The organism is Exiguobacterium sp. 9-2, assembly GCF_036287235.1.
GTDB lineage: Bacteria > Bacillota > Bacilli > Exiguobacteriales > Exiguobacteriaceae > Exiguobacterium_A.
The window spans coordinates 3,034,694-3,058,119 of sequence record NZ_CP142850.1 but is presented as its reverse complement, the minus strand read 5'-3'; the positions used below and the strand labels follow the sequence as shown (position 1 = coordinate 3,058,119).

The following is a 23,426-nucleotide window of genomic DNA, read 5'->3' as shown; positions in this document are numbered from 1 at the left end:
GTGCGCCAACGTGAGAAATGCAATTGCCAAACTGCTCGGTAAACCTGCTACGATCGAGCTTGACCCCCAAGAGACGGTTCAGGAATTACCATTGACAGAACTTGTTGCGAATCAGTTCCAACCACGGACTGTGTTTGACGGGGACCGAATTGAAGAACTAGCGGTTACGATCGAAGAGCACGGGTTACTCCAGCCGATCGTCGTTCGAAAACAAGGAACAGGGTACGAAATCATTGCCGGAGAACGACGGTACCGAGCAGTGCGCTCGCTTGGCTGGGAAACGATTCCTGCCATCGTCAAAGAGATGACGGACGAGACGACTGCTTCCCTGGCATTGATTGAAAATCTGCAACGCGAAGACTTGACACCAATCGAAGAAGCGGAAGCTTATGAGCGTTTGCTTGCATTACAAGACATCACGCAAGAAGTGTTAGCCCGTAAGCTCGGACGTAGTCAATCGACGATTGCCAACAAATTACGTTTGCTCCGATTGCCAATGGATGTCCGGGAAGCATTGAAGCAACGGACAATCACGGAACGTCACGCCCGAGCGTTATTGCCACTTAAGGATGAAGCGTTACAAGTAACGGTACTCGCTGAAATTCTGGAACGGGAATGGAACGTCAAGGAGACGGAGCGCCGGGTGGAACGATTGATGACACCACAGCCACCGAAGAAAAAACGTCATAAAAGCTTTGCACGAGATACACGAATCGCGTTAAACACCTTGCGGGATTCCGTCGATATGATCGAGCAGACTGGATTGACGATCGAAAAAGAAGAAGTCGATTGCGAAGAATATGTAGAGGTGCGAATTCGCATCGTGAAGGCACGTCCGGAATAAGCGGTCGTGCCTTCCGCTACGTTTAGGAGAGAAAGCACGTGAATGAATTACCTGTTCGGGCGATTCGCCCGAATCCGACTCAACCTCGGAAACGATTCAATGAAAAAGCATTAGAAGAGTTAGCCCAATCGCTCGTTCGTCACGGAATGATCCAACCGATCGTCGTCCGACCACGAGATGGCTATTACGAAATCATTGCCGGTGAACGGCGCTATCAGGCGGCAAGTCGCGCAGGATTCGAACGTGTACCGGTCCTTGTGATTGAAGCAGACGAGACACGCGTCATGGAGCTCGCCTTGATCGAAAACATCCAACGGGCAGACTTATCTGCAATTGAAGAAGCGATGGCATATGCGGAGATGATCGAGGAATTCGGCATTACGCAAGCAGAGCTTGCACAGCGTGTCGGGAAAAGTCGTTCGCACATTACGAACAGCCTTCGACTGTTACAGTTGCCATTGCTCGTTCAACAAGCGGTCATGGACGAACGTTTGTCGATGGGACATGCCCGCGCGCTCCTGTCGCTGAAACATCCAAAGAAAATCGAACAGATGGCAGAACGGGTCATGGCGGAGAACTGGAACGTCCGTCGGTTAGAGCAGGCGCTTCGGGAACGTAAGGAATCCGCCCGTCCGCAACAAGCGACCGCTGTTCAATTCGTCGAGGAATCACTTCGCGAAAAATACGGGGCGACAGTTCGGATTAAACAAGGAAAACAAACAGGGAAACTCGAGATCGATTTTATAGACGAAGACGACCTCAATCGGTTGCTCGACTTGCTGTTACCTGAATCGGATCACTAAAAAGAAGCGATCCGGGCGACGGTTCGCTTCTTTTTGCTTACATTGAACGCGGCGTGAAAGAAATCGTCGTCCGTGTGGATTCAGCGGAGAGTTTCGCATCAAGTAAGTGGAAGCTGTTCGCGACGAGTTCCGCTAGTTCATAAACAAGGTGTAACCGTGTGTTCTGGAGAATCATCATCTCCATGAATCCACTGACGTTGACGACAGCCTTAATGTTGAAGTCACCGACCGCAGGCAATTCTTTTTGGACGCCGGCGCCGGGTGCGAGTGGACCTTCCGAGAAAAAGACATGTCCGACACTTGAAAGGCGACCGAGACACGCATCGATCGCGATGACGAGTGGACGGTAATGGGTCGTTTGGATCGAGTGAATGGTTTCTGCGAGATTCAGTGCATGGACGGGTTTAGCGAGTGTACCGTAGACGTGAAGATGAGCAGGCGCTTGTTTCTCGAGGAATGTCCCAACGAGTGGACCGAGTGAGTCACCTGTCGAACGATCAGAACCAATGCAGACGAGTACGATCGGACGTTTTTCTTGGACGGCAGAGACTTGTTCGAATAATTGTTCAGCTAAGCGTTCTTTCGCGAACGGTTCCGTATATTCTAAAAAGAAAGAATAGGGCTTGGGCTCGTGCGAATGAAAGCGGAAGTTCATCGAAATCATCCTTTCTTCTCTTGATGTCGGTGTCGTGGTGGATTGGCAAGAGTGAAGGGTTCTTAGATGATTTTCCTTTCCCGGTTTTTCCAGAAATCTAACGTCAAAATCGGCTCTTTGGTTGAAACTCGATTAAAATCACGTATACTGTCGTAATAGAGAGAATAAGAAAGGATGAGAGAATGGCTACCAATCAAGATGTACAAGAATCCGTCGCCCAAGTCGATAAATTGATCAATCAAGTAATGGATGCGGATATGTGGATTCGTTTTGGGATGAAACTACTGATTGCGCTCATCATCATCGCGGCGTTCTATGTGTTGACGCGCGTTTTGACTGGGGCAGTCTCACGTCTCTTTACGATCAGGAAAATCAATGAACATGACTACTTGGCACAACGACAGAACGAGACGCTGTTGAAGTTGCTCCAAAATGCGATTCGTTACGTACTTGGAATCATCATGTTGTTGACAGTGCTTAGTCAGTTCGGAATCAACATCACCGGTCTCGTCGCCAGTGCCGGAATCGCTGGTCTCGCGATTTCGTTTGGTGCGAAGAACTTGGTGCAAGATATCATTACAGGAGCGTTCATCATCTTCGAACGTCAGTTTAAAGTCGGAGATTATGTACGCGTCGGTGTAATCGAAGGCGTCGTGACGGAACTTGGTATCCGGACGACAAAACTCAAAGGACTCAACGGGGAAATCCACATCATCCCGAACGGTCAGATTTTGCAAGTCACGAACTATTCGGTCGACAACAGTTTCGCACTCGTCGATGTCCAAGTCTCCTATGATGAGGATCTTGAACGCGTCGAACAAGTTCTGCATGAGATTGCAGACCGGACGACGAAGAAGTATGTCGATATGTTCGTCGAGCCGATTCAGATGCTCGGTGTTCAGACACTTGGTCCTTCAGAAGTCGTCTATCGTTTGATGGCAGAAGTACCACCGATGCAACATTTCCAAGCTGGTCGTCTGATCCGGAAGGAATTGAAGCAAGGACTCGAAGAAGAAAACATCAAGATCCCGTATCCACGGATGGTCATGATGAATCCAGAACAAAAGAATGGTGGACAGACGGATGATTCCAAAAACGTATCAACTCCATGATTATGTTGAGATGAAGAAGCAGCATCCATGTGGAACGAACCGATGGCAGATCATTCGGGTCGGCATGGATATCCGAATCAAATGCCAAGGTTGCGGGGCGAGCATTTTAATGCCACGTCGTGATTTTGATAAACGATTGAAAAAAGTCTTACCAGAGTGACGAAAAAGCGGATGTGATTCTCGTGATCACATCCGCTTTTTCGTTGTCTTTCGTAAGCAAAGTGATTGTGTTCGATTAGAGCGTGATTAAAAAAGACGGTCGAGCTCCTTGCTTAAAAAAAATGAACTATCTATAATTGTGAAAGATGTGCTGACGTGGTGTAATCATTCTACCCACTGCGGCCGCTAGCACGGATTTCCTAGGAAATACCGAAAAGGAGGAATTCCAAGTGGGATTAACAGCAGGAATCGTTGGCTTACCAAACGTAGGAAAATCAACACTTTTTAACGCCATCACACAAGCAGGTGTCGAGGCAGCGAACTATCCGTTCGCAACGATCGACCCGAATGTCGGTGTCGTTGAAGTACCAGATGCACGTCTTCGGAAATTGACAGAACTCGTCAACCCGAAAAAGACGATCCCGACAGCATTCGAATTCACGGATATCGCCGGTATCGTAAAAGGTGCGTCTAAAGGGGAAGGGCTCGGAAATAAATTCCTCGCGAACATTCGTGAAGTAGATGCGATCTGTCAGGTGGTACGTTGTTTCGTAGATGAAAACATCACACACGTGGCCGGAAAAGTCTCACCGATCGATGATATCGAGACGATCAACCTCGAATTGATCCTCGCAGATCTTGAGCAGGTCGAAAAACGGATTCAGCGTGTCCAAAAACAAGTCAAGTCGCGCGATAAAAACGCAGCGGCTGAGCTTGAAGCACTTGAAATCGTGCAAGCGTTGCTCGAAGATGAGAAACCAGCACGTCTCGCTGAATTGAATGAAGATCAAGCAGCACTCGTCAAACACTTCCAATTGTTGACGATGAAACCGATGCTTTACGTCGCGAATGTCGGCGAAGATGAAGTCGCAGATGCAGACAGCAATGAGAACGTGCGTCTCGTCCGTGAATTCGCAGCAAAAGAAGGCGCAGAAGTCATCGTCATCTGTGCTCGGATCGAAGAAGAAATTGCAGAGCTTGAGCCGGAAGAGCGTCAAGAGTTCCTCGTCGATCTCGGAATCGAAGAGTCGGGTCTTGATCAATTGATCCATGCGGCGTACAGCACGCTTGGTCTTGCGACATACTTCACAGCAGGTGAAAAAGAAGTACGCGCTTGGACGTTTAAAAAAGGCATGAAAGCTCCACAATGTGCGGGTGTCATCCACTCGGACTTCGAACGCGGATTCATCCGTGCAGAAGTCGTTTCGTACGAAGATCTAGCAGCTGCAGGTAACATGGCGACAGTCAAGGAACAAGGTCGTTACCGTTCAGAAGGTAAGGAATATGTCTTCCAAGACGGCGATGTCGTCACATTCCGCTTCAACGTCTAATCGAAAACGAATCGTTATTGCATAAAGCAAAATACTTTGGTAGTATTAACGAATGTGAGTAATGAATTATTGCTCCTTGCTCGAACATTCGAGCCGCCAGTCCAAGAGGAGGTGACAGATATGCGTAAATACGAAGTACTTTACATCATCCGTCCGGAACTTGATGAGGAAACACGCAAAGCAACAGTGGAGCGTTTTAACAAAGTCCTCACTGATAACGGTGGTACAGTTGATAAAACAACTGAAATGGGTAAACGTCGTTTCGCTTACGAAATCAATGATATGCGTGAAGGGTTCTACGTTCTTCTTAACGTTACTGCTGAACCAGCAGCTACAAAAGAACTTGACCGTCTCATGAAGATCAGTGACGATATCGTTCGCTTAATGATCACAAAAGACGAGAAATAAGCTGAAACAGGAGAGTGATTCTGATGATTAACCGCGTCGTTTTAGTCGGTCGGTTAACTCGTGACCCGGAAATGCGTTATACGCAGAGCGGGATTGCGGTAACGCGATTCACACTCGCATGTGACCGTCCTTTCACAGGGCAAGATGGGAAGCGAGAAGCTGATTTCATCGATTGCGTCGTTTGGCGCAAGCAAGCAGAGAACGTTGCTCAGTATTTGAAGAAAGGTAGTCTTGCTGGTGTAGAGGGTCGCCTCCAGATTAGCAGCTACGACGATAAAGAAGGGCAACGCCGTTATCGTGCGGAAGTCGTCGCTGATAGCGTCCGCTTCCTTGAGTCACGTAACGCGAGCCGTTCTTCGGATGGTAGCGAAGGCTACGCTTCATCAACTGGTGGAAACGGGAATGCTGCAGGATGGGGTTCACAGCAACAGCAGAACAACTCTTCCTCGCCAGCACCCGCTTCATCGAATTCGGGCTTCGGCGCTGATCCGTTCAGCGGCGGTAGTTCGATCGACCTTTCAGACGACGATCTCCCGTTCTAAGGAAATCGTCCTGAAAAATCCAAGTTAAAAAGGAGGTTAATCACATGGCACGTCGTCCAGGTGGAAAACGTCGTCGTAAAGTATGTTACTTCACGTCGAACCACATCACTCATATCGATTATAAAGACGTAGAACTTCTCAAACGTTTCATTTCGGAACGCGGTAAGATTCTTCCACGTCGTGTGACTGGTACTTCAGCGAAATACCAACGTCCACTTACAATCGCAATCAAACGCGCACGTCAAATGGCTTTAATTCCATACGTGGCTGACTGATTTCGTAGCACCATCCTCAAGCGTGAGGGTGGTGCTTTTTTTCGCTTCTCTTTCATCCCCTCCTGCTTTTCGGTTATAATAAACAAGTTACTAAAAATTTTAATTAACCCTATAGAGCATATAAGGAGGACACGATGGAGTCAGGTCAACAAGTATCACCGGAACGCGAACGACGTATCGTTCGCTTCATTCCGTATCTATTAATCGTCGGTCTGCTTCTCGTCGTCGCTGTCCGCGAACCGGTCATCTCTGCCATCGGAGCCGTCGTGACTGCCCTCCTCTTCGGATTGCACCTATTCGAAGAACGTCGTGCACGCAGGGCATGGGAGACGTACGTCGCCGGAATCTCGATGCAAGTCGAGGAGACGGGACAAGATGCGTTGACGAACATGCCAATCGGGATTTTGTTATACGATGAGGAAACGCTTGTCACCTGGTTCAATGATCCGATGCGGGATATCTTTGATGATGTAGCAATGGGACAGACGCTCAATGAGCTCGATCCCTTATTCATCGAAATGGTCGCGACGAATGAGGATCAAGCGACGCTTGAAATCGGCGATGCCGTGTATCGTGTCTTTTCGAATCATGAGAACCGGACCTTTTACCTGTTCGATATGACGGAAGAAGCACAAGTTGAACAACAACTCGTCGATAATCAGACGGTCATCGGTGTCATCTATCTCGATAACTACGATGAGATGACACAAGGCATCGAGGATCAGTTACGCAGTGAACTGAACAGCCGGGTCACGCAGTTGTTGAATCACTGGGCAGCGGAACACGGGACGTATATCAAGCGGACCGCGTCCGATCGGTATTTCATCGTTACGACAGAAGAGAATCTACGGATTCTCGAACGATCGAAATTTACGATTCTGGATACGGTTCGGGAAGAGACGAGTCAACGCGGCGTCCAGTTGACGTTATCCATCGGAATTGGTTGCGGAAGTGACCCGATTCCGGCGCTTGGTCAGATGGCTCAGTCGAGTCTCGATCTTGCGCTGGGACGAGGAGGCGACCAAGTCGTCATCAAACGTGATGGGAAGGTCCGCTTTTACGGCGGCAAGACGAATCCGACGGAAAAACGGACGCGCGTCCGGGCCCGGGTCATCGCTAACTCGCTTCGTGACTTAATGCAGGAATCGAGCCGTGTCCTGATCATGGGTCACAAAAATCCAGACATGGATGCACTCGGATCAGCAATTGGCATTTTGAAGCTTGCGGAAATGAACGATAAGGAAGCACATATCGTCTTACCACCGGAAGAAATCGGACGCGGGATTCGCCGGATGATGGATGAGATTGCCGAAGTACCACAACTCGAGACACGATTCGTCAATGCGTTTCAAGCTGATCAATTGATCGACGATCAGACGTTACTCGTCGTCGTCGATACACACAAACCATCGCTTGTTGTCGTACCGGCCTTGCTCGATCGATTCGAGCATATGGTCGTGATTGATCATCATCGTCGGGGCGAAGATTTCATCGAAGATGCGGTTCTCGTGTATCTTGAGCCGTATGCTTCTTCGACATCAGAGCTCGTCACCGAGCTGATCGAGTACCAACCGACGAATCAGAAACTGGCGATGCTTGAAGCGACGGCGTTACTCGCTGGGATCATCGTTGATACAAAAGGCTTTGCCCTGCGGACCGGTTCTCGGACGTTCGATGCTGCATCCTATTTACGCTCACAAGGTGCTGACACAGTGCTCGTACAAGAGTTTCTCAGTCAGGATCTTGAGACGTACGTCGAGCAGTCACATATCCTCGAGCGATCCGAAGTCTATACGGAAGGGATGGCGATTGCGACAGCAGAGCCAGGCGTCATTCACGATCAAGTATTGATTGCGCAAGCAGCCGATCAATTGTTATCGCTTCGAGGCATTCGCGCCGCTTTCGTCATCGCGGAACTTCAAGACGGACGAACGGCGATTAGCGCCCGTTCGCTTGGGGATGTCAACGTTCAGTTGATCATGGAGACGCTCGGTGGCGGCGGTCACTTGACGAACGCGGCGACACAGATGTCAGAATCAGTCGTCACCGTGGCGGATGCGTTGCGTAAAGCAATCGATCAATATTTAGAAGATGAGACAAAAGGAGAGGAATCAGAATGAAGGTTATTTTCTTACAGGATGTAAAAGGACAAGGGAAAGCAGGAGACGTCAAAGACGTGGCCGATGCTTATGCAAATAATGTACTCTTCAAGAAAAAGTTGGCGCGCCCTGCGACGACTGGCAACTTGAAGCAACATGAAGCACACGAACGTAAAGCAGCAGAAGAAGCGAAACAGAACTTGCTTGACGCGCAAGCGTTAAAAGAAAAAATCGAAAAAGAGACGATCGTCGTCTCGACGAAAGCCGGTGAAGGCGGTCGTGTCTTCGGATCAGTCACAAGTAAACAGATCGCAGAAGCACTTAAAAGCATGGGTTACAAGATCGATAAACGCAAAATCGAGCTCGAGCACCCGATCAAGGCACTTGGCTTTACGAAGGTACCATTGAAGTTACACAACGAAGTGACAGCGACACTGAACGTTCAGGTCAAAGAGGCGTGAGTAGAAAAGGGGACCGGTGATGAGTGAAGTCATGCAAAATATGCCTCCCCAAAGCATCGAGGCAGAACAAGCCGTCCTAGGGGCGATCATGATTGATGCGGATCGTTTGATCAGTGCATCGGAACGTCTGTTACCGCAGGACTTTTACCGTGCCTCTCACCAACGGATCTTTGAAGCGATGCTCGTGCTGTCCGACCGAGGCGAAGCGATCGACCTCGTTACGGTGACAGCCGAGCTCAGTACGCTCGGGATTCTAGATGAGATTGGTGGTCTACCCTATCTAGCGGAACTGGCAGAAGGGGTACCAACTGCAGCCAACATCAATTATTACGTCAACGTCGTTGACCAGAAGTCGACGCTCCGGCGTCTCATTCGGACGGCAGGCGAGATCGTCACTGATGGATACGAACGGCAAAATGAGGTCGATGTCCTGCTGAACGAGGCAGAACGGAAGATTCTCGAAGTATCACAAGGAAAAGGAAGCGCGAGCTTCATCCCGATCTCGGACGTCTTGACGAGTGCCTATGCAACGATTGATAAATTGCATAAGCAGAGCGGCGAGACGACGGGGATTCCGACCGGTTTCCAAGATCTCGATAAGATGACGGCCGGCTTCCAGCGCAACGATTTAATCATCGTCGCAGCACGTCCGTCGGTCGGGAAGACCGCGTTCGCCTTGAACATCTCGCAAAACGTCGCAACACGCGCTGACGAGAACGTCGCCATCTTCAGTCTTGAGATGGGTGCCGAACAGCTCGTCATGCGGATGCTCTGTGCCGAAGGAAACGTCGACGCGCAGCGTCTGCGGACGGGTCAACTCGAAGAAGAGGACTGGGGGAAGTTATCGCTTGCGATGAGTAACTTGTCTCAAGCCGGTATCTACATCGACGATACACCAGGTATTCGGGTCAATGATATCCGGGCGAAATGCCGTCGTTTGAAGCAGGAGCATGGTCTTGGGATGATCATGATCGATTACTTGCAGTTGATTCAAGGGAATGGTCGCTCTAGCGACAACCGTCAACAAGAGGTTTCGGAAATTTCCCGTTCCTTGAAATCACTCGCGCGTGAACTTGAAGTCCCCGTCATCGCCTTATCGCAGCTCTCGCGTGGGGTGGAGAGTCGTCAAGATAAGCGACCGATGATGTCGGATATCCGGGAATCGGGAGCGATCGAGCAAGATGCCGATATCGTCGCCTTCTTGTACCGTGATGATTACTACAATAAAGAAACGGAAGATGCGAATACGATTGAGATCATCATCGCGAAACAGCGGAATGGTCCAACCGGTACCGTCAAGCTCGCCTTCCGAAAAGAATTCAACAAGTTCGTGGATCTCGAGCCAAGCAACTCGTACGCGCCACCTGCTTAATCCAAGCTGCGTCTTGCCCTCGATGAATCGGAGGCAAAACGTAGCTTTTTTTATTTTCACCTAAAGATTCTCAGTTTATTCACTAAAAACGATAATTAAACGAACGAAAGAGAATTGTAACAATTAATTGTTCGGTATTTGGTTGACTTCTTTTTTTTATCGCGTTACACTTAGTCGTGGTTTTGAATCGTACGTGGAGGTGGATGATAAGATGTCATCAGTAGTAGTAGTCGGAACACAGTGGGGCGACGAAGGAAAAGGGAAAATCACCGATTTTCTTTCAAAACAAGCTGACGTCGTAGCACGTTATCAAGGTGGAGACAATGCAGGACATACGATCGTATTCAATAACGAGACGTACAAATTGCACTTGATCCCATCAGGTATTTTTTACTCGGATAAGAAATGTGTCATCGGGAACGGTCTTGTCGTCAACCCGAAATCACTCGTCAAGGAATTGAAGTATCTGCACGATCGTGGTGTTTCAACGGATAACTTGTTAATTTCGAATCGGGCGCATGTCATCTTGCCGTATCATCAGTTGCAGGATCAGTTAGAAGAAGAAGCGAAGGGCGACGCAAAAGTCGGAACGACGCTAAAAGGAATCGGACCGTGCTACATGGATAAAGCCGCACGAATCGGAATCCGGATGGCAGACTTACTCGACAAAGAAACGTTTGCTGAGAAGTTAAAGATCGTTCTCGACCAAAAGAACCGCATGTTCACGAAAATGTATGACGCTGAACCAATCGCGTTCGACGATATCTTCGAAGAGTACTATGCATATGGACAAGAGTTCGCGAAATATGTCTGTGATACATCCGTCGTCGTCAACGATAGCCTTGATCACGGTGAAAAAGTGTTGTTTGAAGGCGCACAAGGTGTCTTACTCGACCTTGACCACGGAACGTATCCGTTCGTTACATCATCGAACGCATCAGCTGGCGGTGTTGCATCAGGTGTTGGTGTCGGTCCAGCCCGAATTGACCATGTCGTCGGTGTTTGTAAAGCGTACACGTCACGTGTCGGTGACGGTCCGTTCCCAACGGAATTGTTTGATGATATCGGTCATCAAATCCGTGAAGTCGGTCGTGAATACGGGACGACGACAGGACGTCCGCGTCGTGTTGGTTGGTTCGACTCTGTCGTCGTTCGCCACTCGCGCCGTACAAGTGGGTTGACGGATCTTTCGCTCAACTCGATCGACGTTCTGACAGGACTCGAAACGTTGAAGATCTGTACATCGTACGAATTCAATGGTAAACAGATCGATGAGTACCCAGCAAGCTTCCGTGATCTTGAAGCATGTGTCCCAGTTTACGAAGAGCTTCCAGGCTGGAAAGAGGACATCACAGGTGTCCGTCGCTTTGAAGATCTACCGTTGAACGCACAGAACTACGTCAAGCGGATCGCGGATCTGACAGGTATCTCGCTCGTCACGTTCTCGGTCGGACCGGGTCGTGAACAGACCGTCGTCTTGCGTGATCTCTACGAAGAAGCATAAGTCTCAATAGCCTCTTGCTTCCTGCAAGAGGCTGTTTTTTGTGCGAAATGGTTCACAAACGGAAGCAAAAACAGGTATACTGAATACAGTGTTTCACGTGGAACCTCTCCCGTGAGACGACGAACAGTAGAGCGAGTGGCGCCGGGAGTTTCCGTCGCCACCTTTCTATATGCCGAAAAAACAGGTAAAATAGATTGAATAGAAATTTTTAAGGGGGCACACCCAGTGACGGAACGTAAAATTCTAGTCGTCGATGACGAGTTACCGATTGCAGATATACTCAAGTTTAAATTAGAAAAAGAAGGCTACCAGGTCGCGATCGCAAACGACGGCGTGGAGGCATTAGAAAAATTCGAGGAGTTCAAACCGGATTTGATGTTACTTGATATCATGCTTCCACTAATGGACGGGATGGAGGTCTGCCGGGAGGTCCGGAAGACGTCGAAGATTCCAATCATCATGCTGACAGCAAAGGATTCTGAAATTGATACGGTACTTGGTCTTGAGCTTGGTGCGAATGATTACGTGACGAAGCCATTCAGCTCACGTGAGTTACTCGCCCGCGTTAAAGTCCACTTGCGCAATACGAGTCCGGAAGCTACACCACAACCGGTTGGACCAGGTCCACTCAAAGTCGGAGAACTGTATATCGATACGAATTCGCATACAGTGACACGTAAGGATCAAAAGATCGAGCTGACGCAGCGTGAGTTCGAATTGTTGCATTACCTCGCGAAAAACATCGGTCAAGTCATGACGCGTGAGCATTTGTTGCAGACGGTCTGGGGCTATGACTACTTTGGTGACGTCCGGACAGTCGACGTCACAGTGCGCCGTCTTCGTGAAAAAGTCGAAGATAACCCAAGTACGCCGGTCTATATCATGACGCGTCGTGGAGTCGGCTACTATCTCCAAGACGGGGAGAATGAATAACGATGTTAAAAGGAACGAACTTCTTTAAATCCATCCAATGGAAGCTTGTCGTCATCTATGCCTTATTGATTTTAGTGGCGATGCAGGTCATTGGTGTCTACTTCGTTCGTTCCCTTGAAAAGCAGTACATTACGAACTTCTCGAAGTCGGTCGAGGACCGGGCAGGTCTTGTCGCCTATAACGTCGGGAAGGAATTCGATAAAACAGGCGATGATGAAGCCTCCAAACGGCAGTTGTCCCAATCATTAGGGCAACTGCTGTCTGAGTTTAGTAATGGCTCCACCTCAAGGAACGACATCCTCGAAGTCCAGATTATCGATCAGGACTCGATCATCCAAGCGACATCGGATGACGAGAACCAGTCGGCGGTCGGTCAACGGGCGACGAATTCACTGATTAAAAAAGCGCAGGCAACGAGCTCGACCCGGACGGATACCGTACTCGATCCGGAATCAGAAGATAAGATCCGGATCTTTGCCGTACCCGTCACCTCGGAACGAGACGGTGTGACGACCGGGATGATTTACGTCCGTGCCTCGATGGAGTCGATCTATTCGCAGATGCAACAGGTCACGCGGATTCTTGCGACCGGAACAGTCATCGCCCTCGTCATCACGTCGATTCTCGGAGTCTTGCTGTCGCGGACGATCACGCGTCCGATTTCGGATATGCGGCGTCAAGCGATCGAGATGCGACGCGGGAACTTCTCGCGGAAGGTTAAAGTCTATTCGGATGATGAGATCGGGCAACTCGCTCGTTCGTTCAATGAATTGACGGATGAGCTGCTCGAAGCGAACGCGACGACGGAAGCCGAACGGCGGAAGTTGACGAGTGTCCTTGAGAACATGACCGACGGGGTCATCGCGACGGACCGGACGCTGCGCGTCATTTTGATGAATGATCAAGCGAAGGATATCGTCGGCGCTGACGATGCGAGCGTCGTCGGAACGAACTTGAAGGACCTACTGGCACTCGGTGACGATTTCATGATTCCGGAAGACGGCACGATGCCACCGCGTCTGCTCGATTTCAGTAGTGAGGACGAACTGTTCCTCGTCCGGGCATTCTTCTCGCCCGTCAAGAAACACAGTGGACCGATTACCGGGATGATCGTCGTCCTACATGACGTCACGGAACAGGAGCAGGTCGAACAGGATCGACGTGAATTCGTCGCGAACGTCAGTCACGAGCTCCGGACACCACTGACGACGATGCGCAGCTACCTCGAAGCCTTGGCAGAAGGCGCCTATCAGGATGAGGAACTCGCACCGCGTTTCCTTGAGACGACACAAAATGAGACGGAGCGGATGATCCGCCTCGTCACCGATCTTTTACAGCTGTCGAAGATGGACAGTAAGGAATACAAGATGAACAAGGTCCGCTTCGATTACATTCAGTTCTTGAATGAGATTCTCGATCGCCATGACATGACGAAGCCGGAACGGATTCGTTTCCGTCGTAAGATCATGAAGCGGAAAGTCTATATCCGTGGAGATCAGGATAAATTGATTCAGGTCGCAGATAACATCCTGACGAACGCGATCAAATACTCACCGGAAGGCGGAACAATCACCGTCCGGACGATGCTCCGGGCAAAACGGATCGTCATCAGCATCAAGGATGAAGGTGTCGGAATCCCGAAAGCGAATCTCCAAAAAATCTTCGAACGCTTCTATCGTGTCGATAAAGCCCGTGCCCGTAAAATCGGCGGCACTGGTCTTGGTCTGTCGATTGCGAAAGACGTCGTTTCGGCTCACGGTGGCGACATCTGGGCAGAAAGCGAATGGGGACGCGGTACGACGATTTACTTCACGCTTCCGTATGAGGTGATCGAAGAGGTGGATGCCGGATGAAGAAACAACACTGGAGTTCGCTGTTACTCGTCCTGCTCGTCGCCGGTTCGATCGCTCAGACAGCGATGCTCTGGACCTATCATCCAAGCAGTGAATCGATCGAGCGGGAACAAGTCTCGTTCAACGAGATCGATGCCTCAAAGACGATTGAAAGCAACCAACTGATTAATCCGGAATTACTTGTCTATTCGGATCAGGAAGGGACGTACCAAACGCAAATCATCGGGCGGACCTTCCTCAACCGGATCGGTGCATCGTTCAATATCGGGGTCCTTGTCCTGACGGATAAAGCAAAGAACATCCCGGTCGGCGAGCGGAGCGTCGAGATGATTTTTCCGACACCGATCAGCGCAACGATGCTTGAGGAGTTACTCGGAGAAAAACAGATCGCGTTCTCAGAACCGATCAAACGGCTCTATCTCCTCGATTACGATGGTCCGATTCTCCGTCTTGAGTCGGCGACGGGGCGTCTAAAGGACTTTAAACTCGTCGGCGATGAGACGGTTCTGAAACGACTGTTCGCGTACGATAAGAAAAAACCGATGACGCGCGTCGAACTCAAAGGGGGCGATTATACGTATGTCGCGAGTGGTACGACACGGCTGGAACAAGTCTTCGTCTATGACGAGGTCGGGCAATCGCCGCAACCACTCGATCGCATCCGGAGTGCCTTCTTTGCCGAAAATTCGAACGTCCAGCAAATCAAGAGTCGCGATGATCTCGACGTCTTGACGGATGGCGTCAGCGTCTCGACGTACGACCGAAACTACAATGTCTATCGCTTCAACACGTTATCGCCGAACACCCAAAGCTCGACCGTTGATTACAGCACGCTCGTTAGCTACGTCAATATTCATGGAGGCTGGCTTGATCAAGAGACACAACGGAGTGGTTTCCGCTATTACTTCGATCAGATGAGTAAGAAGGGCGAGGAACAGACGGCGACGTTCCGGTTGTACTTGAACCGGTATCCGGTGTTCGGGGAGAGCGGTCCGTTGCTCGAACAGACGAAGTTCGATCTCGCGACACTGAAGATCATGTATGAAGAAAATCAAGTCCGGTCGCTCAGCCGCAGCATGCTTCGAGCGAAGCGGAAGTTGATCCTTCGGGAAGAGACGGTGCCGGCTGTCGAAACGGTTCTTGAACGTCTAAGACGCGCCGATTTCTTAAAAGAAATCAGTGGGATCCGGGTCGGATATGAGATGACGTATAAAATTTCAACGAGCCGCTACGCTGTCTTTGAGCCGACGTGGTTCATCAAGGTCGATGGGGTTTGGCAATCGATCAATCAAGCTGTCGGGAATGAGGGGTGAGGACGAATGGACTGGAGTAAAGCGAAGACCTTATTGATGCTGACCTTTTTGATCCTGAACGTCTACCTTGCCATTCAATTGATGGACCGGATGGTCGAGCCGCGGATCGTCGCGACAAGTGCGACCGGGAAGTCGATCTTGAAGGATCGTCACATCGATGAGAAGAAACTGCAACCTGTCACGCGAGACATTGGTTATTTGACGGCTGAAGTCGATGCGCGGACGCTGGCACCACTTGCGAGTTCACCGATTCAAGATGCAGTCGCCTCCGTCAAGAATGATGTCGAGTGGTCGGTCCGGTTGACGAAACCGTATCGACTCGAAACGAAGACGATGCGGGATTCCGCTTCATCGTTCGTTCAAGCGTCCATTCGGTATGGTGCCGAATATACATTTTGGAAGTATGATAGTAAGTATCAGGAGATGACATTCGTTCAGACGTATAAGGGACAGCCGCTCTATTCGACACCACAGCAGTCGCGTGAGGACGATGCGATGATCGGACCGTCCCTGCTCGTCTTGCAGCTCAACGATGCGAAGGAGATTGTCAGCTACAAACAACGCCACTTGAACAAGGTCGTCCGGCAAGCACAGGACGTGACGTTGTTATCAGCAAGTGAAGCGATCGTCCAGTTGTCGGAGCAAGGCTTGTTCCCGGCATCGAAACGGTTGACGAGTCATAAGCTCGGATATTTCTGTCTCGTCACGGAAGGCACGGAATCCGTTCAAATCCTGCCGCCGACGTGGCAAATCGAGCTCGACAACGAGGAAGTCTACTTCGTCAATGCGATTGACGGCGGTGTCCAGACCGTCGAACGATTGGATACAGTCTCAGAGAAATGAGGAATGCACGATGAGCCTACACTACAGCGTCATGGCCAGTGGCTCGACGGGGAACGCCCTCTATATCGAAAGTGAACAGACCCGTTTGCTCGTCGACGCCGGACTGACCGGCAAGGCGATGCTCGCCTTGTTCGACCAGATCGACCGGTCGCCGCAAGGCATCGATGGTCTGTTCGTCACCCATGAGCACTCCGACCATATCAAAGGCGTCGGCATCATGGCACGCAAGTACAACATCCCGCTCTATGCCAATGAAAAGACGTGGGCGGCGATGGAAGCGAAGATTGGTAAGATCGACCCGGCGCTGAAGTTCCTCTGGGAAGTCGGAGAGGTCAAGCAGTTCGGTGACATCGAAGTCGAATCATTCAACGTCAGTCATGATGCAGCGGATCCGATGTTCTTCCAGTTCGCGCATGAAGGAAAACGATTGGCACACATCACCGATACCGGATACGTCTCGGACCGGATGAAAGGTGTCATTCGGGGCGCCGATGCCTATATCTTCGAAGCGAACCATGATATCGGTATGCTCCAGATGGGACATTATCCGTGGAGCGTCAAACGACGGATCCTTGGCGACTACGGACACGTCTCGAACGAGGACGCCGCAATCGCTATGAGCGAGGTCCTAGATGACCGGACGAAACGGATCCACATGGCCCACTTAAGCAAGGACAACAACATGAAGGAACTCGCCCGGATGAGTGTCTCCCAGACGCTCGCAAGCCGTGACGTCGATCTGAGTAAGATTCAGCTTCTCGACACGGATCCGGTCATTCCGACGCCGCTCCTAAAGCTTTGATTATGGGAAATTACTGAATATGCTCAAAAGACCCCCACATTTGGCTCACTTGCCACGTGATGGGGGTATACTTGTGTAAAGAGAGTCATAAAGGAGGCGTATGTCGATGGATCGACCGGAAGAACCACGGAACGAATCCGAACGATACGAACAGTCATCCGATGAGAGCGGCTTCCCGCCCCGTCAGCCGGCAACGAGCGAACCGGTCAGCCCTTATCGTGAACCATATGAAGAACAACCAGAACCACCGCGTCGTCGCGGTGCCGGAAAAGCCTTTTTCGTCGGTCTGATCGGCGGAATCGTCGGAGCTTTGTTGATCGCCCTCGTCGCGTGGCCGTTCGTCCGCGATGAGATGACGAGTCCGACTCCGGTTTCGTCGACGACAGCGGAACAGACTGCGACACAGACGACAGAGGATGAAGCCGACATCGTCGGTGCGGTCGGTAAGACGAAGGAAGCCGTCGTGAGCGTAACGAACCTTCAGAGCTCGTTTCAAGGAACCGATCAGGAAACGGGTGCAGGGTCCGGCGTCATCTATAAAAAAGACGGCAATAAAGCCTACGTCGTCACGAACTACCATGTCGTTGAAGGGGCAAGTCGCTTGTCTGTCACGTTATCCGACGGAACAGCACTCGAGGCAAAAGTCCTCGGCGAAGATCCGACGTACGATTTAGCGGTCCTGTCGATTGATTCATCGAAAGTGACACAAGTCGCAAAACTGGGGGATTCGGATACGTTACGTGCCGGTGAAACGGTGCTTGCGATCGGAAACCCACTCGGAATCTTCGCGAACTCCGTCACGCGCGGTGTCATCAGTGCGCAGGAACGGACGGTTCCAGTTGATACGAACAAAGATGGACAGCAAGACTTCAATACGGAAGTCATCCAAACCGATGCAGCGATCAACCCGGGGAACTCGGGTGGAGCGCTCATCAATACAGCCGGTCAATTGATCGGGATCAACTCGATGAAGATTGCGGAAGCAAGTGTCGAAGGAGTCGGATTTGCGATTCCAATCAACGAAGCGTTACCAATCATGCGTGATCTCGAGCAAAACGGTGAAGTCGTTCGTCCACAGCTTGGGATTCAGATCCGTGACGTGCAGGAATTCCCAAGCGGATACCGCGAAGATCGGTTGAAATTGCCGAATGATGTCACGAAAGGAATCGTCGTCGTTGGTCTAACACGTAACAGCGGAGCCGAAAAAGCGGGAATGAAGGCAAACGATGTCATCGTCGAGATTAACGGAAAAGCAATCGCATCGTTCGCTGATCTGAAAAGTGTTCTCTACCGGGATGCAAAAGTTGGCGAAACGGTCAAAGTCACGTTCTACCGAGGCGGGGAAAAGCAGACAGCAGATGTGAAGTTGTCAGCTCAGTCACCAACCGTTCAGTAAGGCATCACTTGAAAACCATCCACAGGTCCGACCTGTGGATGGTTTTTTTAAGTAAGGAACCTGCGGCTTTTCCGGTCAGGAAGGTTGATATTTGTTATACTGGAAGCGGATAAATGTGGATAAGTGAAAGGAGGAGACCACCTGTGGATAAGTACGTCTGCTTAGAACATGTCGAGCTCGCACTTGACGAAATCGTAGATGAAACAGAACAATACCCGATTCTCGATCAGCTAAATCCAGAAAAAAACATCACGTGTGAATACTGCGAGGCACCGGCAACATATCTTGTGTCAAGCAAAAAATAAATATCAACATGTGGATTTGTGGATAACTCTGTGGATAACTCCTGAATTTTCTGTCAGAAAGCGAGAAAAAAGATGCAAATTACCATCATTACGGTCGGAAAGCTAAAAGAGAAGTATTTGAAGCAAGGCATCGCCGAATATACGAAGCGTCTCGGCGCCTACTGTTCGATCCAAGAAATCGAGGTCGCGGACGAAAAGGCACCGGAGCAGTTGAGTGAAGCGGAGATGGCGCAAGTAAAGAAAAAAGAGGGCGAACGGATTTTAGCGAAGATTGGACCGGACGTTCATGTCCTTGCACTTGCTATTGAAGGAAAACAACGGACGAGTGAACAGTTCGCAAAAGAACTCGATCAACTCGCGACATACGGCAAGAGTAAAATTGCTTTCGTCATTGGTGGCTCGCTCGGTCTCGCACCAAAAGTCATGCAGCGGGCAAATGATACAATCTCGTTTTCGAAGATGACATTCCCGCATCAATTGATGAAGATGATTCTCTGTGAACAGATTTATCGGGCGTACCGGATTAATCGGAATGAGCCATACCATAAATAAATGAGGTTTTTATTAAAACTTTACTATTATATATGGACCTAGTGTAATGAGACACATATTAAATATCTTGGTTAGGTTGCCAATACACTGTATTTAAAAGGTGTCAGGTAACCTAATTTTTCTTGAATCATAGTAGTTCAAATAGTGTATGTGATTCGCTCATCGATCCCATGGTCTTTTAACGAATTGAATTTGAGATACTGAAACTTCTCAGACTTTAAATTTGAATGGAACGATTCAATCATCGCATTATCCCTACAGTTACCTTTTCGCACACCAAATACATTTAGGATGTTAATGACCGTTTATTTCTTTCGAAGGAGCTTAATAATCTGTAGGATTATATCTTATTTCAATTCTCTTTCGATTTTTAATTTCTATGTCTTTTTTTTAGATTTCGTTTTCCATCTTCAGGTGAGATTATTTGTCGTTCTATCTTGTTATTCTTACTTGCAGAATCAGAACCGAGCCTGTAAGTGTATAGTTTTCCGATGAGCTGTTTAAACCGATAAAGCTCGTTTGATTGATACCATCATATCCATATCTCGATTGAGAGATTTGTTTTTGATTCCATTTTTTTCATGATTTCTTTCGTCGTCAACTCGCCACTCAGTTTGTCTTTTACGTCTGCCTATTTCCTTCGCTTGAATATACGCTTTTGCCCACGCAAAAACACCTCCGTTACTAGTACTCTTTAGAAGTGTTTCCCTTAGAAGGTGTTATACATTGTCTCTTAAATTTAGGTTAGTCTATTACTTCTTTTAATATTAGTGCTATTTAATTAATAAATTGTATAATTAAGGGACAAACACCGTGCTAGGAGGGATTACTTGAAAGTTTTAAAGAATTGGAAAGAAACTTGGGGAAGTTTAGTAATTATTTTAATCCCTCTTCTTGTCTCTATTGATTATATAAAAAATTTAATCGATAGTCATAAGATTTTATGGATTGTACTTTTAGGATTTTTTGTTTGGGCTTGGATTCAAACTAACAAGAATTTTAAATCAAAGAACGATTTCGAAGAACAGATACAATCTTTGTCCGAACAAAGCAATGTCTTAAAATCAAATTTTGATGCAATTCCAGAAAATATGATTAAGAATCTGTTTAAGTATTTTCAATTAGGAAACAATGATCGAATTACTGTATATAGGGTAAAGGACAGTGAATGGTTTATTCCTGTAGGAAGATTTTCAGATAATCCTAATTTTAAGAAAAATGGACGAACAAAGTATCCTATTAATGAAGGTTACATAGGTAAATGTTGGTCTAACGAAGAGGTTATAGAACGTAATTTACCGAATTTTAACAAAGGTCATGCAAGATATTTAGAACAAGTATCAAGAAGAAGTAACGTCAATGAAGAAACGTTAAAAAACCTTGAAATGAAAAGTAGAAGTTTTTATTGTAGAAGACTCGCGTTTAATGGGGAAGAAGCTTTAGCGGTTATTGTTATAGAGTCCTTAAATCCTACTTTCTCGTTTAATACTGATCAATTAAAAGGATATTTAGATGGTCCCTTTGGCATAGCCTTAATCGATGCTATAAAAAACAACTTACCAATTGGAAAGGAGGAATAAATTATGTTAAAGATTAAGCAAATTTTGAGATATTTTGCGGAAAACTATCCTTATAAAAGCGAACTTTCAAAAACACGAATTACTAAAATGGTTTTTTTGGCAGATTGGTATTCATGTTTGTCTACAGGTAAACAATTAACTTCAATTGAATGGTACTTTGATCATTATGGTCCTTACGTGAGTGATGTATTTGAAGCAGCAAAAAAAGACAGAAGATTGCAAGTTAAACAAGAAGTTAACTCCTTTGGAACCTTAAAAGAAGTTGTTAGTTTAAGAGATGACATTTTCTTTTATTATGATAATCGAAAAATTGAAGGAATAACTAAATCAATTCTTGATCAAGTCATTGATGATACAATGAACATGAATTGGACAGAATTTATTAACTATATTTATTCCTCTTATCCAATAAAAAGTTCAAAAAAGTACTTATATTTAGATTTAGAAGCTTTAAGTGCCGAATGTTCAAAAAAACGTATTAAGTACTAAATAAAAATGTTCAATACTTTCAATGCTTTAAAATTACTAAAGAGTTTTAATTTAAGTCACTAAGTCAAAAACGCTCACATTAATAAAGAATAATCTGTCGACATTAATGACTTCTTAATATTGAATAGGTTATTTTTTAAATTCATTTTTAATTGATTTTTATCAATCATTTCTAATGAATGAACACTCAAAGTTACCTTTTAAAAAGAAACATTGATAATTTTGAGAAGCAGCCCAAAATTATACTTTTCATTAATTGAATTAGAGATTACCTTGGAATCAAAAAAGTTTTAATTAGTCTCAATAGTTTTTTAGAAAATTTTTACTTCTATATGGCTTCGATTCCTTTTTATATAACTTTAAAGTATATAATCTCATTTAGATGTGATATGGAGAGTCGTATCATAAATAGAGGTAAAACAGAGAATAGAAATTATTATTAATAAAGTATGGTTAAATAAATTACGATAATACAAGGAAAATAATAAAAAGCTTATTTTATCAATAAGCTTTTCAGATTATAGACAAACCTTCATTTCGATCACGAAATGAGGGTTTGTTGTATGTACTACCTATTAAAACGTAGTGAAGACATGGATTCCCGAGAAAATCCCAGAAACAATTCGCAAGGTTTTTGAGGTTTAAGGCAATGAAAGTAATCATCGCTTGAAGCGTCATTTTTTCAGCCCTCGATAGCGGCTTCGACATTTTACGTGATGACGAATATAATTCATTAATACTAACAAAAAGGTTTAATAGTATTCGAGAAAAAATAGTCTTTTTAAAAGAAGTTAGTATAATTATTATTTCTTATAGACTTATTTTTTTTAATTCCATTGCGTAAATAGTTATCAAGATGTACAAAGGATTGTCCTAATTCATTTAAATCTAAATTTAACCGATAAGACGCAATTTCACCATAACGAATTATATAAGGTCTTATGTTAGGTCTTCGCTTGCTCCATTCTTGATAGTCACCAAAAATCATGTATTTACCGTCTTCTTTATCCCACACAGCATTATCAGCAAGAAACTCTCCTTCATCATATTCCTCATAGTAATCTTCATCGACTGAAAACTTGGCCCAAGGAAATAACTCTGGGAATACGTCCTCGTAACTTTCAAGAGGGAAGAACACCATAGGCCAGTTAAGAATAATTTTCTCATCTTCAGTGTCAGTATCAATTACTTTTAGTATCAATGAACCTATACCAGAAGTTTTATTAATCCATTCATCTGATTCTAAGATTACTTTATTTCCGTTTAATAATTCCTCCATCCATGCCCTTGAAAGAACAAGTGAATTTAACCTTCTTTCATACTCTGTTGTGTTTTCAGCGATTTGTTTAAGTTTACTGAAAGATTTCCGATCAAGAATCTGCAATTTTGGAACTACAACCTTCCAACTAGTATCTGAAATTAGTTCTACTTTATCTTCACTAATTTGTTCCCAATAACAAACACCTTTTTCTAAATCACACAACACTAAAATGACTGGTAATGAATGATTAGTCCAATAATTGTAATGTTCTATCTTACCTCTAAACACAAAACCTGAACTTGTTTCCTCTTTTAAGTAACTACTGCCTGCTTTAATCTGGATAGCAATTAATCTACCAGTGACAAATTCCTCGTCAACTACTTCCATATGGCCATCAATTCCATAGTCTTGAGTAGGCTGCTCTCTGAAGATCCACTCTAATTCATCTAGTACTTTTCGTTCAACTAGATTAACTCCTTTGCTCCCCTTATTATTGTCAAATCGTGGTAACTGCATAAATACCTCCTGTATATT

24 protein-coding genes are annotated in these 23,426 nt (G+C 46.9%); 22 read left to right on the top strand and 2 right to left on the bottom strand.

The window, feature by feature from the left end; translation table 11 throughout:
- Positions 1-10: 10 nt before the first annotated feature.
- Together noc and VJ374_RS15935 are read left to right on the top strand one after the other, a co-directional pair.
- On the top strand, positions 11-844 hold the full coding sequence (noc, locus tag VJ374_RS15940) for a nucleoid occlusion protein (protein WP_035411731.1): 834 nt from the start codon (positions 11-13) through the stop codon (positions 842-844).
- A gap of 38 nt (positions 845-882) precedes the next feature.
- Entirely contained in the window at positions 883-1,647 is a 765-nt protein-coding gene (locus VJ374_RS15935; protein WP_329469652.1) for a ParB/RepB/Spo0J family partition protein, read from the top strand.
- Positions 1,648-1,684: 37 nt separating this feature from the next.
- Here the strand turns inward: VJ374_RS15935 and yyaC are convergent, their stop codons facing one another.
- Entirely contained in the window at positions 1,685-2,302 is a 618-nt protein-coding gene (gene yyaC, locus VJ374_RS15930; protein WP_035412220.1) for a spore protease YyaC, read from the bottom strand.
- A 182-nt stretch (positions 2,303-2,484) separates the two neighbouring features.
- Between yyaC and VJ374_RS15925 the strand changes: the two genes are divergently transcribed.
- From VJ374_RS15925 to VJ374_RS15830, 20 genes are all read left to right on the top strand, one after another.
- Complete coding sequence (locus tag VJ374_RS15925) at positions 2,485-3,414, top strand: mechanosensitive ion channel family protein (RefSeq protein WP_056064622.1); 930 nt, start codon at positions 2,485-2,487, stop codon at positions 3,412-3,414.
- Entirely contained in the window at positions 3,386-3,574 is a 189-nt protein-coding gene (locus VJ374_RS15920; protein WP_023469853.1) for a DUF951 domain-containing protein, read from the top strand. The genes VJ374_RS15925 and VJ374_RS15920 overlap by 29 nt, the downstream gene beginning before the upstream one ends.
- Before the next feature lie 229 nt (positions 3,575-3,803).
- Complete coding sequence (ychF, locus tag VJ374_RS15915) at positions 3,804-4,904, top strand: redox-regulated ATPase YchF (protein ID WP_035411737.1); 1,101 nt, start codon at positions 3,804-3,806, stop codon at positions 4,902-4,904.
- A 120-nt stretch (positions 4,905-5,024) separates the two neighbouring features.
- Positions 5,025-5,312, top strand: coding sequence for a 30S ribosomal protein S6 (rpsF, locus tag VJ374_RS15910; RefSeq protein ID WP_035411738.1), 288 nt, complete (start codon positions 5,025-5,027; stop codon positions 5,310-5,312).
- A 23-nt stretch (positions 5,313-5,335) separates the two neighbouring features.
- Positions 5,336-5,854: a single-stranded DNA-binding protein gene (gene ssb / locus VJ374_RS15905; protein WP_023469850.1), complete on the top strand. Its 519-nt coding sequence runs from the start codon at positions 5,336-5,338 to the stop codon at positions 5,852-5,854.
- 44 nt (positions 5,855-5,898) lie between these two features.
- On the top strand, positions 5,899-6,129 hold the full coding sequence (gene rpsR / locus VJ374_RS15900) for a 30S ribosomal protein S18 (protein ID WP_023469849.1): 231 nt from the start codon (positions 5,899-5,901) through the stop codon (positions 6,127-6,129).
- Between the two features lie 134 nt (positions 6,130-6,263).
- On the top strand, positions 6,264-8,249 hold the full coding sequence (locus tag VJ374_RS15895) for a DHH family phosphoesterase (RefSeq protein WP_035411741.1): 1,986 nt from the start codon (positions 6,264-6,266) through the stop codon (positions 8,247-8,249).
- A complete protein-coding gene (rplI, locus tag VJ374_RS15890) occupies positions 8,246-8,689 on the top strand; it encodes a 50S ribosomal protein L9 (RefSeq protein ID WP_023469847.1) in 444 nt (147 codons plus the stop codon). The genes VJ374_RS15895 and rplI overlap by 4 nt, the downstream gene beginning before the upstream one ends.
- Before the next feature lie 19 nt (positions 8,690-8,708).
- Complete coding sequence (gene dnaB / locus VJ374_RS15885) at positions 8,709-10,061, top strand: replicative DNA helicase (protein ID WP_023469846.1); 1,353 nt, start codon at positions 8,709-8,711, stop codon at positions 10,059-10,061.
- A gap of 211 nt (positions 10,062-10,272) precedes the next feature.
- Positions 10,273-11,565, top strand: a complete 1,293-nt coding sequence (locus tag VJ374_RS15880) for an adenylosuccinate synthase (protein ID WP_056064628.1) — start codon at positions 10,273-10,275, stop codon at positions 11,563-11,565.
- Between the two features lie 225 nt (positions 11,566-11,790).
- A complete protein-coding gene (gene yycF / locus VJ374_RS15875; protein WP_023469844.1) occupies positions 11,791-12,498 on the top strand; it encodes a response regulator YycF in 708 nt (235 codons plus the stop codon).
- A 2-nt stretch (positions 12,499-12,500) separates the two neighbouring features.
- A complete protein-coding gene (gene walK, locus VJ374_RS15870) occupies positions 12,501-14,351 on the top strand; it encodes a cell wall metabolism sensor histidine kinase WalK (RefSeq protein ID WP_035411745.1) in 1,851 nt (616 codons plus the stop codon).
- Positions 14,348-15,664 (top strand): two-component system activity regulator YycH, encoded by a 1,317-nt coding sequence (gene yycH, locus VJ374_RS15865; protein ID WP_329469642.1) that lies wholly within the window; start codon positions 14,348-14,350, stop codon positions 15,662-15,664. The genes walK and yycH overlap by 4 nt, the downstream gene beginning before the upstream one ends.
- A 6-nt stretch (positions 15,665-15,670) precedes the next feature.
- A complete protein-coding gene (locus tag VJ374_RS15860; protein WP_329469641.1) occupies positions 15,671-16,507 on the top strand; it encodes a two-component system regulatory protein YycI in 837 nt (278 codons plus the stop codon).
- 10 nt (positions 16,508-16,517) lie between these two features.
- A complete protein-coding gene (locus tag VJ374_RS15855) occupies positions 16,518-17,309 on the top strand; it encodes an MBL fold metallo-hydrolase (RefSeq protein WP_290753792.1) in 792 nt (263 codons plus the stop codon).
- A 106-nt stretch (positions 17,310-17,415) separates the two neighbouring features.
- On the top strand, positions 17,416-18,705 hold the full coding sequence (locus VJ374_RS15850) for a S1C family serine protease (RefSeq protein WP_023469839.1): 1,290 nt from the start codon (positions 17,416-17,418) through the stop codon (positions 18,703-18,705).
- Positions 18,706-18,848: 143 nt separating this feature from the next.
- A complete protein-coding gene (locus VJ374_RS15845) occupies positions 18,849-19,010 on the top strand; it encodes a CxxH/CxxC protein (RefSeq protein ID WP_069201504.1) in 162 nt (53 codons plus the stop codon).
- A gap of 72 nt (positions 19,011-19,082) precedes the next feature.
- Positions 19,083-19,562: a 23S rRNA (pseudouridine(1915)-N(3))-methyltransferase RlmH gene (gene rlmH, locus VJ374_RS15840; RefSeq protein ID WP_329469639.1), complete on the top strand. Its 480-nt coding sequence runs from the start codon at positions 19,083-19,085 to the stop codon at positions 19,560-19,562.
- Between the two features lie 830 nt (positions 19,563-20,392).
- A complete protein-coding gene (locus VJ374_RS15835) occupies positions 20,393-21,142 on the top strand; it encodes a hypothetical protein (protein WP_329469637.1) in 750 nt (249 codons plus the stop codon).
- Between the two features lie 3 nt (positions 21,143-21,145).
- Positions 21,146-21,631 carry a Panacea domain-containing protein gene (locus VJ374_RS15830; protein ID WP_329469636.1) on the top strand — a complete coding sequence of 162 codons (486 nt, stop codon included), beginning with the start codon at positions 21,146-21,148 and terminating at the stop codon, positions 21,629-21,631.
- Between the two features lie 781 nt (positions 21,632-22,412).
- On the opposite strand, the gene VJ374_RS15825 is transcribed toward VJ374_RS15830, so the two are convergent.
- Complete coding sequence (locus VJ374_RS15825) at positions 22,413-23,408, bottom strand: DUF4365 domain-containing protein (protein ID WP_329469635.1); 996 nt, start codon at positions 23,406-23,408, stop codon at positions 22,413-22,415.
- Positions 23,409-23,426: the final 18 nt, after the last annotated feature.

Excerpts from the sequence above, each read along its gene's own strand:
- ssb (WP_023469850.1), top strand. The coding sequence starts at position 5,336 with ATGATTAACCGCGTCGTTTTAGTCGGTCGGTTAACTCGTGACCCGGAA.
- yycH (WP_329469642.1), top strand. The coding sequence starts at position 14,348 with ATGAAGAAACAACACTGGAGTTCGCTGTTACTCGTCCTGCTCGTCGCC.
- VJ374_RS15860 (WP_329469641.1), top strand. The coding sequence starts at position 15,671 with ATGGACTGGAGTAAAGCGAAGACCTTATTGATGCTGACCTTTTTGATC.
- VJ374_RS15855 (WP_290753792.1), top strand. The coding sequence starts at position 16,518 with ATGAGCCTACACTACAGCGTCATGGCCAGTGGCTCGACGGGGAACGCC.
- VJ374_RS15925 (WP_056064622.1), top strand. The coding sequence starts at position 2,485 with ATGGCTACCAATCAAGATGTACAAGAATCCGTCGCCCAAGTCGATAAA.
- VJ374_RS15920 (WP_023469853.1), top strand. The coding sequence starts at position 3,386 with ATGATTCCAAAAACGTATCAACTCCATGATTATGTTGAGATGAAGAAG.
- dnaB (WP_023469846.1), top strand. The coding sequence starts at position 8,709 with ATGAGTGAAGTCATGCAAAATATGCCTCCCCAAAGCATCGAGGCAGAA.
- yyaC (WP_035412220.1), bottom strand. The coding sequence starts at position 2,302 with ATGAACTTCCGCTTTCATTCGCACGAGCCCAAGCCCTATTCTTTCTTT.
- rpsR (WP_023469849.1), top strand. The coding sequence starts at position 5,899 with ATGGCACGTCGTCCAGGTGGAAAACGTCGTCGTAAAGTATGTTACTTC.
- VJ374_RS15895 (WP_035411741.1), top strand. The coding sequence starts at position 6,264 with ATGGAGTCAGGTCAACAAGTATCACCGGAACGCGAACGACGTATCGTT.
- VJ374_RS15880 (WP_056064628.1), top strand. The coding sequence starts at position 10,273 with ATGTCATCAGTAGTAGTAGTCGGAACACAGTGGGGCGACGAAGGAAAA.
- VJ374_RS15830 (WP_329469636.1), top strand. The coding sequence starts at position 21,146 with ATGTTAAAGATTAAGCAAATTTTGAGATATTTTGCGGAAAACTATCCT.
- VJ374_RS15850 (WP_023469839.1), top strand. The coding sequence starts at position 17,416 with ATGGATCGACCGGAAGAACCACGGAACGAATCCGAACGATACGAACAG.
- rplI (WP_023469847.1), top strand. The coding sequence starts at position 8,246 with ATGAAGGTTATTTTCTTACAGGATGTAAAAGGACAAGGGAAAGCAGGA.
- walK (WP_035411745.1), top strand. The coding sequence starts at position 12,501 with ATGTTAAAAGGAACGAACTTCTTTAAATCCATCCAATGGAAGCTTGTC.
- rlmH (WP_329469639.1), top strand. The coding sequence starts at position 19,083 with ATGCAAATTACCATCATTACGGTCGGAAAGCTAAAAGAGAAGTATTTG.
- VJ374_RS15825 (WP_329469635.1), bottom strand. The coding sequence starts at position 23,408 with ATGCAGTTACCACGATTTGACAATAATAAGGGGAGCAAAGGAGTTAAT.
- rpsF (WP_035411738.1), top strand. The coding sequence starts at position 5,025 with ATGCGTAAATACGAAGTACTTTACATCATCCGTCCGGAACTTGATGAG.